Genomic DNA, 14,012 nt, shown 5'->3' on the forward strand with positions numbered 1-14,012 from the left:
TACGCTTAGTTGTTGATTTCATAACACTCTCCAATTTACTTAAAGAAAAGTGTCAACCTTATTTAGGACGGGTCATAGGTAATAAAAAAGGCGAACCATAAATGATTCACCTTTTTCGAATTTGTTTTAAGTATTAAAACTTAAATAGCATTAACGTTTTCAGCTTCAGGACCTTTTTGGCCTTGTTTAACTGTAAAAGATACTGCTTGACCATCAGTTAAAGTGCGGAAACCGTCACCTTGGATAGCGCTAAAGTGAACAAAAACGTCAGGTCCGTTTTCTTGCTCGATGAAACCGAATCCTTTAGATTCGTTAAAAAATTTTACTTTACCTGTTACTGAATCAGACATACTTACATTTCTCACAAAATAATAAATTAAAAACAGCCAAATGGCTACATACGGAGTAAATGCTCTCTACCTCGAAGTACAGACAGAGAAAGGTTTCCAATAACACAATAAAAGCGTTTAGGACAACTAACTATTGCTAGCCAATCTTTCCTTCTTCCGAAACGCAAAAACTCAACGCGACAACATACTATCATAATGGTTCAGAGATATCTTTACTTTTTTGTGACAAAAAAAAGCCAGCTAACATGCTGGCTTGTAACAACTTTTTAACAACTGCTTCAAAGTCGCTAGGGCTATAACGCTTCTATCTGAGTTACTTGCTCACGAAGCTTAGTAAGAGCAGATTCAGCTTCAAGTAATTTTGCTTTTTCTTTGTTGATAACTGCTTCAGGCGCTTTACCAACAAATTTTTCGTTACCTAATTTACTGCGTGTTTTATCTGCTTCTTTGTTCAGTTTTTCAATCGACTTAGTTAAACGTGCTATCTCAGCATCTTTATCAATTAAACCAGCCATAGGAATAAGTACTGATAAGTCCCCAACTACAGCTGTAGCAGATAATGGCGCTTCTGCACCTTCAGCTATAACATCAATACTTTCTAGTTTAGCTAATGCACTTAAAAACTGTTGATTCTCGTCGATACGACGTTGATCGATGTCACTTACATTTTTAAGTAATACAGGAAGTGCTTTACTAGGTGAAATGTCCATCTCGCCACGAATATTACGAATAGCAACAATAAACTGTTTAACCCACTCTAAATCGTCAATAGCCTGTTGATCACATTGGCTTTCATCAAACGCAGGGAATGACTGAACCATAATGCTATCACCTAACTTGCTACCGTGGTCTTGGATAAAGTTAGTTAAAGGAACAACCCGTTGCCAAATAGTTTCTGTAATGTAAGGCATTATTGGATGCATTAAGCGTAATAAGCTTTCTAATACGTTAACTAAGGTATGACGCGTTGCACGTTGCTGTGCTTCATTTCCTTTGAAAAATACAGGTTTAGTTAGCTCTAAGTACCAATCACAGAATTGATTCCATGTGAACTCGTATAACGCTTGTGAAGCTAAATCAAATCTGAAAGTTTCAAAGGCTTCATGTACGGTTTTAACTGTTTGTTGGAATTGACCTAAAATCCAACGGTCAGCTAATGAAAATTCCATTTCAGCATTATTGTCTTTACCACAATCATGTTCTTCCGTATTCATTAGTACATAACGGCTTGCGTTCCATAATTTATTTGTGAAATTACGGTAGCCTTCAAGACGTTTCATGTCCCAACTAATATCACGTCCTGTAGTAGCAACAGATGTTAATGTGAAGCGTAAAGCATCAGTACCATGAGCTTCAATACCTTCAGGGAATTCTTTTTTAGTTAGTTTAGCTATTTTAGCTGCTAACTTAGGTTGCATCATGTTGCCAGTACGTTTCTCTAATAAATCATCTAAAGAAATACCGTCAATCATGTCTAAAGGATCAATAACATTACCTTTAGATTTACTCATCTTATCGCCATTTTCATCACGAATAAGGCCAGTAACATATACCTTTTTAAATGGAACTTGTGGTTTACCACTTTCGTCTTTGTTGAAATGCATGGTCATCATGATCATACGAGCAACCCAGAAGAAAATAATATCAAAGCCTGTAACTAACACATCAGTTGAGTGGAAGTTTTTAAGGTCTTCAGTGTTTTTTGGCCAACCTAATGTTGAGAAAGTCCATAACGCTGAAGAGAACCATGTATCAAGTACATCATCATCTTGTTTTAAGCTGATATCAGCAGAAATACCGTGTTTAGTTCTAACTTCTTCTTCAGTTCTGCCAACGTAAACTTTACCGTTTTCGTCATACCAAGCAGGAATTCTATGTCCCCACCAAAGTTGACGAGAGATACACCAGTCTTGAATGTCTTTCATCCAAGAGAAGTACATGTTTTCGTATTGCTTAGGCACAAACTCAATTTCACCTGACTTAACAGCATCTACTGCTGGTTCAGCTAAAGGTCCAGCTCTTACGTACCATTGGTCTGTTAATAACGGCTCAATAATTACACCTGAACGATCGCCATATGGTGCAACTAGATCATGCTCTTTAACTTCTACTAGTAAGCCAAGCTCATCAAATTTATCAACAATAGCTTTACGTGCTACAAAGCGATCTAACCCAGCAAACTCTGCTGGTAAAGCGGTATCGTATGCATCACTAACTTCACCAGTACCATTATAAACTTCAGCTTCAGCTAAGATTTCAGCATTTTTATTTAATATATTGATAAGTGGTAGGTTATGACGTTTACCTACCTCATTATCGTTAAAGTCATGAGCAGGTGTTATTTTTACACAACCGGTGCCTTTATCCATGTCGGCATGATCATCGCCAATAATAGGAATTAATCGGTTAACTAAAGGTAAAAGGATATGTTTACCAATTAGATCTTTGTAACGGTCGTCTTTAGGGTTAACAGCTACGCCGGTGTCACCAAGCACTGTTTCTGGTCGAGTAGTTGCAACAACTAGATAATCTTTACCCTCAGCTGTTTTCTCGCCATTGGCTAGCGGGTAACGTAAGTACCACATGTGACCTTTTTTATCTTTGTTTTCAACTTCAAGGTCTGAAATAGCGGTATGAAATTTAGGATCCCAGTTAACTAATCTTTTACCACGGTAAATGAGGTCGTCTTCAAATAAGCGTACAAATACTTCTTGTACAGCTTCAGACATACCAGCATCCATAGTAAAGCGTTCACGAGACCAATCAATTGAGTTACCTAAGCGGCGCATTTGTTTGCCGATAGTTCCACCTGATTCTTCTTTCCATTCCCAAACTTTGTCGATGAATGCTTCGCGTCCGTAATCGTGACGTGTTTTTTCTTCTTCTGCTGCTATTTTTCGTTCAACAACCATTTGCGTTGCGATACCTGCGTGATCACAACCTGTTTGCCAAAGGGTGTTTTTACCTTGCATACGTTGATAACGGATCAAAGTGTCCATTATGGTTTGTTGAAAGGCGTGCCCCATGTGCAAGCTACCCGTTACGTTTGGTGGTGGTATTGCAATACAATAGCCGTCACCTTCGCCTGTTGGGCTAAAGTAACCTTGGTCTTCCCAGCTTTTATAGAGGGATTGTTCAATGTCAGAAGGGGTAAATGTTTTTTCCATCAGAATTCCGTAAGAAGAGTTTCACTTTAATTAGTTTGTATTAATAAACCTGTATTAAATTGTTAAATATCAGCGCTAATTAATAACCGGAGCAGGTTGGCTTTCAACTAAAAAGCCCCATTGCTTACAAGCTCTATATCTATCGCGAGCTTGCTGCTTTAATAATTCGTTTGTTGGCACAAAATCAACCACAGTTGAAAAGTTATTCGTAAAGTTAGGCATTGTATTTGTTAAGTTGATAAGAACAGGGCGTCTAATCGTTGGATTTTGCCAGCTAATTTCAACTGGAGAACCACCTCTTGGGCCTTCACCTAACAAATTATGAGCTACGAATGAATCAGGTTCAAATGCCCATAACATTTCGTCTATGTCGTGAGCTTGTGTTTGATCTTGTGTATAAATAAAAACTTTTTGATTTTGTCTGTAAAAATAAGCAGCTTGCAAACAGGCTTGGTGAATCAAAGAATGTTTTTCTTGTTCAGCTGTTTTTTCGTTATGTGTTTGTTCTTCTATAGTGTTGGCTATTTCAGGAAGAACATAAAACATGACTTTTGTTTGCATTTTTACTTACTCATTGCTTGTTAATTAACAATATTTATTTAACTAAGTAACTTACATGTGAATCATAACTAAAATAGCGGAATGCTTAAACATTCCGCTTTAGTTTTATTCGCCTTGTTCAGCACCAGACTTGTTTAATAAGTACTGAGTTAACATGCTAACAGGTCTACCTGTTGAACCTTTGTCTTTACCACCACTGCGCCATGCTGTACCAGCAATGTCTAAATGTGCCCAGTTGTATTTTTTAGTGAAACGAGACAAGAAACATGCCGCTGTAATTGCACCACCACCTTTACCACCTAAGTTAGTAAAGTCAGCAAATGGGCTTTCAAGTTGGTCTTGGTATTCGTCCCATAAAGGTAAACGCCAAGCTCTATCGCCACTTTGCTCTGAAGCATTTAATAGCTCATGCGCCAATGGGTTATGTGCACTAAATAAACCGGTTGCATGTTTGCCCAAAGCAACTACACAAGCACCTGTTAATGTGGCTAAATCTACTACAGCTTCAGGTTCGAAACGTTCTACATAAGTTAATGCATCACACAGAACTAAACGTCCTTCAGCATCAGTATTTAATACTTCAACCGTTTGGCCTGACATCGTAGTTAAAATATCACCTGGACGATAAGCATTTCCGCCAGGCATGTTTTCACAACCGGCAACAACACCAATAACATTAATAGGCAGGTTTAATTCAGCTAATGAATGCATAGCACCTAAAACACCAGCAGCGCCACCCATGTCATATTTCATCTCATCCATGCCAGGACCTGGTTTTAAAGAGATCCCGCCACTGTCAAAGGTTAAGCCTTTACCTAAAAGTACAATCGGTGCAGAATCATCACCAGCGCCATTGTATTTCATGATGCTCATCATTGATTCGTTAACCGAACCTCGACCAACTGCTAGGTATGAACCCATACCAAGCTCTTCCATTTCTTTTTCGCCAATTACTGTTGTGCTGATGCTGTCGTAATCGTTATCTAAAATACGAGCTTGTTCAGCTAAGTATGCAGGGTTACAAATGTTTGGTGGCATGTTAGCAACATTTTTACATGTTGAAACACCTTCAGAAACAGCTAAGCCATGAGCAATAGCGCGCTCACCCATAGGTAGTTCTTTACGTGTAGGCACATTAAATACAATTTTACGTAATGGACGACGAGCTTCAGCTTTGCGAGTTTTAAGGCTGTTAAAGCTATATAAAGAATCTTGAGTTGCTTCAATCGCTTGACGGATTTTCCAATATGTACCACGACCTTTAACATGAAGATCTGAAAGGTAACAAACAGCTTCCATTGAACCTGTTTCATTTAATGTGCTAATTGTTTTGCTAATAATTTGGCGATACTGACGTTCATCTAATTCGCGTTCTTTACCACAACCTACAAGTAAAACGCGTTCACTTAATACATTAGGAACGTGATGAAGTAATAACATTTGACCAGACTTACCTTCAAGGTCGCCTTTTCGTAACAAATTGCTAATATATCCTTCACTGATCTCATCAAGTTGTTCAGCTATAGCAGACAAACGACGTGGTTCAAATACACCAACTACAATACATGCGCTGCGTTGTTTTTCTGGGCTACCACTTTTTACACTGAACTCCATGGGTTCTCCTTAATTGGCTATTTAAATACGATAATTTATTAATATTCGTCGCTTAAATAGCTTAAAACGTTAAATAATAAGGAAGATTAGTTTTAAATCTATTGTGCTAAAGGCTATAATCGTCGCTGGCTTGAACAGCTTTATGCTTCTAGCGTACTTATTATTTTGTGATGAAAACAACCAGTTTACTTAAAAATAGTGCGATTGTCAGAAAAAAACTACGTTTTTATAGGATCTATTTGTGATTATTTTTCGCTATTTATTAAAAGAAGTTGCTAAAACACAGCTTGCTGTATTTTTTGTACTTATGGCGATCTTTATTAGTAATAAATTTGTACGTATTTTAGACGATGCATCAGAAGGTGGTATACCAGGTCATTTAGTGATGATATTCATTGCTTTGAAGATCCCAGATTTAGCTGGCATGATTTTACCTTTGAGTTTGTTTTTGGGGATTTTGTTAGCCTACGGACGTATATACGCAGATAACGAAATGGCGGTTTTACATGCTTGCGGTATAAGTGAGTGGTATGTTGTTCGGGTAACCTTGGTTGTAGGGTTAGTGACCGCCATAATTACCGGAATATTTACTCTACATTTAGCGCCTTACGCATCTGAATATGAATATCAGGTTAAAGAAGAGCTTGCTGCTGATTCAGGTTTAAGTTCCTTAATGGCTGGCCGCTTTCAAAAAACAGGTAACGAAAAAGCTGTTGTATTTATTCATGATAAAGATAATGCCTCGTCAACCCTCAATAAAGTCTTTGTAGCGCAACTTCCCGGAAAGAATCATACCAATGAAAGTATTATCAATTCTAGCCTAGTTTATGCTGCGCAAGGTCAAGTAATTGAAGAAGATACCGGTTCTCAACGTTTAGTGTTAACGGATGGTATTCGTTATCAGAACGACGAAAAAAATAATGAATTTAGAGAAGTTGCTTTTAGTAAATATTATATTCAAATACAAGATCAGAAGGTTGAACATAAGCGCCGTAAATTAAGCGCTATTGCAACAGATAAACTATTTAATGAAGATGATGCCGAGTACCAGGCCGAATATAGTGCTGAAATTCAATGGCGTATGGCATTTCCATTAGTTTGTTTAGTGGTTACTTTGATTGCTGTGCCCTTAAGTTCGGTTAGTCCACGCCAAGGCAAGTTTGGTAAAATGTTACCAGCGCTTATTTTATTTTTAAGTTATTTCTTACTATTAACAGCCTCTCGCTCTGCTATAGAAAGTGGTGCTATTCCAAGTTCTGTTGGTTTATGGCCTGTACATATTTGTGCATTAGTTTTAGGTATTGTTTTAATACTTCAGCACAGAAGCGCAGGCTTAAGAGTTAAGTCAATTCTTCCTTCTTTCCCACGAAAAAAAGCAGCAGCATAATGAAAATACTTGATGTATATATTGGAAAAATAATAGCGTCTACAACGGCTATTACCTTGTCAGTTTTTGTTAGCTTAAGTGGCATTATTAAATTTGTAGAGCAAATGAAAGCAGTAGGGCGTGGTAATTATGATTTATCTCATGCTGCGCTTTATGTTTTATATGCAATTCCGCGTGATATCGAAATATTTTTCCCAATGTCGACACTTATTGGCGGGTTAATCGGTATTGGTATGCTAGCGAGTAATAGTGAACTAGTTGTTATGCAAGCCTCTGGTTGGTCACGCTTAGACATTATTAAATCTGTAATGAAAACAGCGGTAATTATGATATTGATCAGTATGGCTGTTGGTGAATGGTTAGCACCAAGAGGCGAAGCCGCTGCACGTGAAATTAGAGCTCAGGCTATCTCAGGTGGTAGTTTGGTTTCATCTAAAAATGGCGTTTGGGCAAAAGATGGTGATTACTTTGTTCACATTGGCGAAATTAAAGAGCATGGTGAATTAAGTAATATTCAAATCTATAAATTTAATGAGCAGTTAAAGTTATCAAGCTGGGTTGCTGCTGACGGTGCTAAATATAAAACAGACAGCTGGGAGTTAACTGGCGTTGTTGAAACTTTTGTAAATGACGAAAATATTACCTCAGAAAGTTTAGCGGTTAAGTCTTGGCGATCATCATTAACGCCAGATAAATTAGGTGTTATTACGCCTGAATCATTATCTATAAGTGGGTTATCTGACTACCTACAATACTTAGAAGATAATGAACAAGATACTAGCCGTTACCAATTAGCCTTTTGGCGTAAAATAGTTCAGCCGATAACGGTTGCGGTTATGTTGTTAGTAGCGTTATCGTTTATTTTTGGTCCATTGCGCTCTGTGTCTATGGGCGCAAGAATTATGATGGGTGTTGCCACAGGTATACTGTTTTATATTAGTAATGAAGTAATGGGCTCTATGAGCTTGGTTTATCAATTGCCACCTTTATTTGGGGCCGTTATGCCAAGCATCATATTCGTGAGTGTTGCGCTGTACTTGATGCAGCGAAAACCCAGTTAGATCTCGGATATGTACGAAGTTACTAATCAGTAGAGCTAGCTGTTTTTAGCTCTACTAACTTCAATAGGTAAAACAACTACTTCAGTTTGTGTGAATCTGTCTTGTAAACTTAGCTTATTTTTTCTATCAAATAATACAGCGAAATTACCAAAACCTATCAAGGTAGGAAGCAGCCTCTTCAAGCCTGTTTTTTTAGAGATTAAGCTTCCATCTAAATTTTGAACACGTAAACGCCATGCTTTCATACCTATTGTTTGTCCACTTCTATTCCAAAACCAGACAAAGAAAAAAGCTACCCAAAAAAAGTTCCAGCTATAAATTAATCCACTATATAAAATAGAATTCTGTTGTACTTCAATTAAATGCTCATATTCTCCCATATCTACAAAGCCTAAGTGGTTAAATAGCATAAAAATACAGAATGAAATAAGTCCTGCTACCATGTAAACCGCTACAGAGGTGAGGAAGTCGTACATCCAACAAGCCATGCGGCGTCGAAAGCCGGCACGCGGGAAGTCGTTATAATTTATTGAAGTCATGGGAATACCTTTAAAAATTTTCAGTAGTTTACCAAAGAGCGCTGTTAAATCGCATTATTTTACCTAATAAATATTTATAAAGAAAAATAAGACGTTTATTCTGAAGGAATAATTTAAATCAACATTAATGTATTATGATGTGAAAATGCAGTATTTAATTTACCATCTACTTAAATTTACATTTAGTTAATTGTGGGCGTATTCATGAAAGAGCAAAAATCATTAGATTTGCAAGATAATACTTTAGTTAAAACATCGTCTTATATTAATGGTGGCTGGCATAACAGTGAAGCACAGTTTGCAGTAACTAATCCTGCTAATAATGAACTGGTTGTTTATGTAAGCAACGCTGGCGTAATTGAAACAGAGCTTGCCATAAAAGCAGCAAAAAGCGCTTTGAAAATGTGGTCAGCTAAGTCAGCTAATGAACGTTCAATCTTATTACGTAATTGGTTTAACTTACTGATACAACATCAAGATGATCTTGGGAAAATATTAACATTAGAGCAAGGTAAGCCTCTAGCTGAAGCAAAAGGTGAAATTGGCTACGGTGCTTCATTTATTGAATGGTTTGCTGAAGAAGGTAAGAGGGTTTATGGCGATACGATTCCTGGACCATCAGGCGATAAACGTATTGTTGTAATAAAGCAACCTGTAGGTGTCGTAGCTTCAATCACTCCATGGAACTTCCCTAATGCTATGATCGCAAGAAAAGCTGCAGCTGCTCTTGCCGCTGGTTGTACGTTTGTGGTTCGTCCTGCAACACAAACTCCATTATCGGCATTGGCTATGGCTGAACTTGCTGAAAGGGCTGGGATCCCAGCAGGTGTGTTTAATGTTGTAATTGGTGAAGATGCGCGCGGTATGGGAGAAGTATTAACTCAGCATCCTGATGTTGCCAAGTTTACTTTTACTGGCTCAACACAGGTAGGTAAAGCTTTGATCAGCCAATGTGCAACTACAGTGAAAAAGGTATCAATGGAGCTAGGAGGTAATGCACCTTTTATTGTTTTTGATGATGCTGATATTGATGCGGCTGTGCAAGGAGCTTTAATTTCAAAGTATCGAAATGCGGGGCAAACCTGCGTATGTACCAATCGTATTTTTGTACAGAAAGCGGTGCTTGAACAGTTCACAGAAAAATTCTCTACGGCTGTTGCAGCTTTATCTGTTGGCGATGGTTTGGTTGACGGCGTAACTATTGGACCAATGATTTCAAGTGATGCTGTTGATGGCGTTGATAAATTAGTTAACGACTCTATAGCTGCTGGTGCCAACCTTATACTTGGAGGTAAAAAAGCTACGGCAGGTAAAAACTTCTACCAACCAACAATCTTAACTGGTGTTACTAATGACATGCCAGTTGCTAACAATGAAATTTTTGGTCCTATTTCTCCTATTTTAAGTTTTGATACAGAAGCCGAAGTTATTGCAATGGCTAATGATACTGAATATGGTTTAGCCGCTTATTTCTACTCTAGAGATATAGGTCGAATTTGGCGTGTAGCCGAAGCGCTTGAGTACGGTATGGTAGGAATTAATGAAGGCTTAATTTCTAATGTAGCAGCACCTTTTGGCGGCGTAAAACAATCAGGAAGTGGTCGAGAAGGATCTAAATACGGTTTAGACGATTATTTAGAAATTAAATATTTATGTATGGGGGGGCTAGACAAATAAATAGAATTACCTTCAAAGACAACAAGTAAAATCCAACGGTTATGATATTTGAAATAAATCTATATTGTTAATTGGATTTAGTAAGCGGGTAGTAGAAATTAAAAAATCACTTTTCGCTAATTATCTCTATCCGGTTAAATAAGCAACATCTAAGCTTATTGTTTTATAAAAACTATTGCTAACATCTGAGTATTTCGTATAATGCCGACCTCTTAAAGATTTGAAAGAATATTTTAGAGGTAGTTTATAAAGCTATTGGTTTTTTTGTAAAGCATATTGCTTTGTAAACTCTCGTTTACTTCCCCTTATTGCCGGTGTGGTGGAATTGGTAGACACGACGGATTCAAAATCCGTTGCCTTCGGGCGTGACGGTTCAAGTCCGTCTTCCGGTACCAAATAGAAAGCCCTGATTCGAAAGAGTCAGGGCTTTTTTTGTTTAAAAAATTTAGTTTTATAAATATAAATAAGTTAACCATTTAGATATTTAAAGTAGTTAATATTATTAATGATTTGTGTACCCTTAATTGTTATAGTCTTAATGACAATTATTGTTTGATAAAAAAATAACAAAAAATCACAGAGGCAGATAGATGAATCATTTTTATTTTATATTCTTATTACTGATGACAATGGCTTGCTCTAACAATGTCAGGAATGATCTTTCACTGAAACAACAACCGGTAGATGTTACTTCTAAAAGTGACTATAAGAAAAGGTTAAACTTTGATGCTAAATTAGAACCACAATCAGGGATAATACATGGGGCAGGGCAAGATATAGATAGCTATAATCGATATAGCAATTTGATGCCTGTTGATAGCAAACCACTAATGTATATGACGTATATTTCAATTACTCAATCTACTGATGAAGTAATTCAGTGGCATAACAAACTTAAATCAGAACTTGCTTCAATGCCAAACTCTAATGTTGTACTTCAAATTGGTTTAAATTTAACGTCTGGTAATGATGATGGGTCAGGTGAAGCAGGCCGAATTGCTAAAGGAGACTTTGATAAACAGTTAGAGCTTTTTATAAATGCATTATCTGATTTAAATACACCTACATATTTACGTATTGGTTATGAATTTGAAGGTAAGTGGAACAATTATAGCGCAGAAGGTTTTGTTGGAGCATTTAGGTTAATCACAGAAAAAGTTCGTTTAAGTGGTATTAAGAATATAGCAACAGTTTGGTGTAGTGCTGGAGGATCTGCTGGATTTATTTCTAAAGAAGAATTAATGACTTATTACCCAGGAGATGATGTTGTTGACTGGTGGGGAGTCGATATTTTTTCACCTCAAGAGATAACTAATCCTTGGCTTGGTGAGTTTTATCGAGATGCTCAGAAACACGGAAAGCCAGTCATGATTGGTGAAACAACTCCACGTTATGTTGGTGTTGATGACGGTATTAAAAGTTGGGTTGCTTGGTATCAGCCTTTCTTTGATATGCTCAAAGAATATCCTCAAATTAAAGCTATAAGCTATATTAACTGGGACTGGGCTTTTTGGTCTGATAGGTTAGGTTTTTCATGGCATAATTGGAAAGATGCTAGATTAGAAAGAAATAGCGTGGTTAGTGATAAATATATTCAAGAAATAACAAACCCTCTGTGGTTACATGCTGATGACTTTCAAGTTATACCTTTAGAAAATTAGATATTTGAATTAATATTTTGAGGACTTTTTGTAATTGGCGGTACAATTAATGTGTTGTTAAGGTAGAATTATATTTTATCGAGTGTCGAAACTTAGATAGTATGAGTTTAAATACTGTCAGGGTTTTTAACAAAAAATTTATTTTTATATTATTTAAAATTTTAAATCACTGATAATTCAGTAGTTATTTTTTTTGGAATATAAGTTGCATATAAGATTGTATAGAATTGTTCAATAATAAAATCCCTTTAAATAGGTTTTCAGAGAGGTCGTATGAACATTAAGTTTTTAAATATCGCATTAGCTAGTTTTGTATTGTTTTCTTCTAGCATGGCAAATGCAGGTATATTAAATGTAGGTGATATTGTTAGTGATGCATCAGGTGAAAACTGGCAATATGTTGGCTTCTACGATATGGCATCAGGTCCATTATATTATGATGAAAATGGTGATGGCGTAGAAGATGATCCAGCCACAATTTATACAGGTATTTCAGCAGCAGAAGCTAATTTTGGCATGTTAGGTACTAACGAGTCTTATGCTATAAGTACTCTAGAAACAATTGTTAATCATGAAGCTTGGTATGATGTATTCCAAAGCTTTTATGATACGCGTAGTGAAGATTACTTTGTTGATATTGATAGTGATGGTTTATATGCTTCAGCAGGCGATGCTAGTGCTTGGGTGCAAGATAAAGCTGAATTTGGTGAAAATCAAATCAACTATGTATTTAAAACAGTAAATGTACCAGAGCCGTCATCAATAGCTATTTTTTCTTTAGCATTACTAGCATTTGGTAGACGTTATCTTAAAAAATAATTATTAAAATTTTTTAGTTTCATTTTAAATGGCGATATAGAAATATATCGCCATTTTTTATTATATAAAATAAATCTGCTATATTTAGAAATTGTTTGTGGTTTAAACGGTCATGTATATTACAAAATAAATGTTAAATTATTAAGCCGCTTAGAATATAATCAAAATACCATCGTTTTTTTACTACTTGTATAACAAACCTCTATAGATGACCCACATGTTATTCTCCATAAGTTAAAGGTAGTAAAGAATTTAGATAATTATTAGGAGTTTTAAGGAAATGCAAGAATTTATAGCCCCAAGGAATGCTGAAGTTGTTGATGTTAAAGGGGCCATCCATACGGACGTGGGTAATAGAACACTTCTAAATTCCGGTGATAATATACCGAAAGGAATGGTGCTTATATTACCTCAGGAAAGCACGATTACACTTGCTTACGACGATGGCAGCGAACAAGTTATATCAGGTAACTTATCAACAGAGCCCGATGCTGACAACACAACAAACCTTACAGCTGATGTATCGCCTATATCAGAGTCTTTAAATGATGTATTAGATGATATCAATGCGATTCAAGAGCTAATAGAATCAGGAGATGATATAGAACTTCCTGATACTGCAGCTGGTGGAGTTTTAGATAATGCTGGTACTAGCTTTGTTACTTTAGATCGTGATGCTGAAGAGCTTCTGGCACAAGCTAGATATGATACAACTGAGCCAGCAAATACCGCTGCAATTATTGTAGACAATGAACCAGATGCATTAAATGAAATATCAGATTTAACTTTCCCACAAAACGATCAAATTACTATAGACGAAGATCAAATAGCTCAAGGTAATGTTCTTGATAATGACATTGATGCTAATGATGATTTAACTGTTCTATCTTTTACCATTTCAGGAGACTCAATAGTTTACCTTAGTGGTGAAACAGCTGAAGTTGAAGGCGGAAGCTTAACCATAAATTCTGATGGTAGCTTTACTTTTACCCCGCTAGCTAATTGGAATGGTGAACTTCCATTAATTACTTACACTACAAATACTAATGCTACTGGCAATTTATCAATCACCGTTACACCTGTTAGTGATCTGATAGACGATAGCGAAACAATTTCAGTACAAGAAGATACGCCGACTTCAGGCAATGTATTAGATAACGCTTCAAGTCCAGATGG

Annotated in this window: 11 protein-coding genes and 1 tRNA gene; 7 read left to right on the top strand and 5 right to left on the bottom strand. The window is 36.6% G+C overall.

The genetic code is table 11. From position 1 onward, the window contains the following. Positions 1-140 precede the first annotated feature (140 nt). The 4 genes from Q5N69_RS18100 to pepA form a co-directional block, all read right to left on the bottom strand. Positions 141-350: a cold-shock protein gene (locus Q5N69_RS18100; protein WP_304370489.1), complete on the bottom strand. Its 210-nt coding sequence runs from the start codon at positions 348-350 to the stop codon at positions 141-143. A 293-nt stretch (positions 351-643) separates the two neighbouring features. After that, on the bottom strand, positions 644-3,517 hold the full coding sequence (locus Q5N69_RS18105; RefSeq protein WP_304370490.1) for a valine--tRNA ligase: 2,874 nt from the start codon (positions 3,515-3,517) through the stop codon (positions 644-646). A 75-nt stretch (positions 3,518-3,592) separates the two neighbouring features. Further along, positions 3,593-4,078, bottom strand: coding sequence for a DNA polymerase III subunit chi (locus Q5N69_RS18110; RefSeq protein WP_304370491.1), 486 nt, complete (start codon positions 4,076-4,078; stop codon positions 3,593-3,595). Positions 4,079-4,183: 105 nt separating this feature from the next. Then, the gene (gene pepA / locus Q5N69_RS18115; RefSeq protein ID WP_304370492.1) at positions 4,184-5,692 is read right to left on the bottom strand and encodes a leucyl aminopeptidase; all 1,509 of its coding nucleotides are present in this window, start codon (positions 5,690-5,692) and stop codon (positions 4,184-4,186) included. Positions 5,693-5,933: 241 nt separating this feature from the next. Here pepA and lptF point away from each other — a divergent pair, with 241 nt between their 5' ends. Both lptF and lptG read left to right on the top strand, forming a co-directional pair. Beyond that, positions 5,934-7,079, top strand: coding sequence for an LPS export ABC transporter permease LptF (gene lptF / locus Q5N69_RS18120; protein WP_304370493.1), 1,146 nt, complete (start codon positions 5,934-5,936; stop codon positions 7,077-7,079). Next, complete coding sequence (lptG, locus tag Q5N69_RS18125) at positions 7,076-8,140, top strand: LPS export ABC transporter permease LptG (RefSeq protein ID WP_304370499.1); 1,065 nt, start codon at positions 7,076-7,078, stop codon at positions 8,138-8,140. The genes lptF and lptG overlap by 4 nt, the downstream gene beginning before the upstream one ends. A 35-nt stretch (positions 8,141-8,175) precedes the next feature. On the opposite strand, the gene Q5N69_RS18130 is transcribed toward lptG, so the two are convergent. Then, positions 8,176-8,679, bottom strand: coding sequence for an RDD family protein (locus Q5N69_RS18130; protein WP_304370494.1), 504 nt, complete (start codon positions 8,677-8,679; stop codon positions 8,176-8,178). A gap of 204 nt (positions 8,680-8,883) precedes the next feature. On the opposite strand from Q5N69_RS18130, the gene Q5N69_RS18135 reads away from it, so the two are divergent. From Q5N69_RS18135 to Q5N69_RS18155, 5 genes are all read left to right on the top strand, one after another. Then, entirely contained in the window at positions 8,884-10,356 is a 1,473-nt protein-coding gene (locus Q5N69_RS18135; protein WP_304370495.1) for an NAD-dependent succinate-semialdehyde dehydrogenase, read from the top strand. Positions 10,357-10,666: 310 nt separating this feature from the next. Further along, positions 10,667-10,751, top strand: a tRNA-Leu gene (locus Q5N69_RS18140). Between the two features lie 195 nt (positions 10,752-10,946). Further along, positions 10,947-12,017 (top strand): glycoside hydrolase family 26 protein, encoded by a 1,071-nt coding sequence (locus Q5N69_RS18145; protein WP_304370496.1) that lies wholly within the window; start codon positions 10,947-10,949, stop codon positions 12,015-12,017. A 273-nt stretch (positions 12,018-12,290) separates the two neighbouring features. Beyond that, positions 12,291-12,836, top strand: a complete 546-nt coding sequence (locus Q5N69_RS18150) for a PEP-CTERM sorting domain-containing protein (RefSeq protein WP_304370497.1) — start codon at positions 12,291-12,293, stop codon at positions 12,834-12,836. Positions 12,837-13,116: 280 nt separating this feature from the next. Further along, positions 13,117-14,012 (top strand): retention module-containing protein (locus Q5N69_RS18155; RefSeq protein WP_304370498.1); only part of this gene is annotated, 896 nt, incomplete at its 3' end.

The organism is Pseudocolwellia sp. AS88 (genome assembly GCF_030551755.1).
In the GTDB taxonomy this organism is placed as follows: Bacteria; Pseudomonadota; Gammaproteobacteria; order Enterobacterales; family Alteromonadaceae; genus Pseudocolwellia.

Coding starts and splice junctions, on each gene's coding strand:
- Q5N69_RS18100 (WP_304370489.1), bottom strand. CDS start 350: ATGTCTGATTCAGTAACAGGTAAAGTAAAATTTTTTAACGAATCTAAA.
- Q5N69_RS18105 (WP_304370490.1), bottom strand. CDS start 3,517: ATGGAAAAAACATTTACCCCTTCTGACATTGAACAATCCCTCTATAAA.
- Q5N69_RS18110 (WP_304370491.1), bottom strand. CDS start 4,078: ATGCAAACAAAAGTCATGTTTTATGTTCTTCCTGAAATAGCCAACACT.
- pepA (WP_304370492.1), bottom strand. CDS start 5,692: ATGGAGTTCAGTGTAAAAAGTGGTAGCCCAGAAAAACAACGCAGCGCA.
- Q5N69_RS18130 (WP_304370494.1), bottom strand. CDS start 8,679: ATGACTTCAATAAATTATAACGACTTCCCGCGTGCCGGCTTTCGACGC.
- Q5N69_RS18135 (WP_304370495.1), top strand. CDS start 8,884: ATGAAAGAGCAAAAATCATTAGATTTGCAAGATAATACTTTAGTTAAA.
- Q5N69_RS18145 (WP_304370496.1), top strand. CDS start 10,947: ATGAATCATTTTTATTTTATATTCTTATTACTGATGACAATGGCTTGC.
- Q5N69_RS18150 (WP_304370497.1), top strand. CDS start 12,291: ATGAACATTAAGTTTTTAAATATCGCATTAGCTAGTTTTGTATTGTTT.